Annotated in this window: 1 pseudogene; it reads right to left on the reverse strand. The window is 80.0% G+C overall.

The features are described 5' to 3' along the window. Nucleotides 1-565, reverse strand: a pseudogene (locus DY218_RS24235) (hypothetical protein); the annotation flags it as partial.

Genomic DNA, 565 nt, shown 5'->3' on the forward strand with positions numbered 1-565 from the left:
GCCCGCGCCCCAGCCGCCGGCCGGCAGGCCGAGCAGCGCACCGCACACCGCGGCCGCCACCAGCGCCACCAGGGCCGCCGTACGGTGCCGGCGGCGCCGCAGCAGGTCGGTCGGCCTGGCCTGCAGCGAACAGGCGTCGAACTCCGGCGAATCGAGCAGCTCCGCCGCCGGCCGCTCCCGCCGCGGGACCGAGTCCGCCTCCGTGAGCGCCGCAACCGGATCGGCCACCCCCGCGGACTCCAGCACCCGGCGCACCTCGGTGTCCGGCAACCGGTCGAGCGCGCGCAGCACATACGCCGCGCGCCCCGCGGCCGACAGCGCCGACAGCTCCTGATCCAGGGCCAGTTCGTCCGCACCACCGGAGCGCGGGAACAGGCTCAGGCCCCACACCCGCGGCAGCGGCGGTGCGAGCGCGAACCGGCCGAACCCGCGGGCGCGACCGTGCGCCAGTGCGCCCCGCAGCACCCGCCCGCGCAGGAACGCATAGCCGGGGCCGCCGCCCTGCCCGCGCGCCGACCGCTGCTCCGGCACGTCCGGCACCCTGGCCGGGCCGCGGCCGCGCGGC

The organism is Streptomyces triticagri, from assembly GCF_003429565.1.
GTDB classification, from domain to species: domain Bacteria; phylum Actinomycetota; class Actinomycetes; order Streptomycetales; family Streptomycetaceae; genus Streptomyces; species Streptomyces triticagri.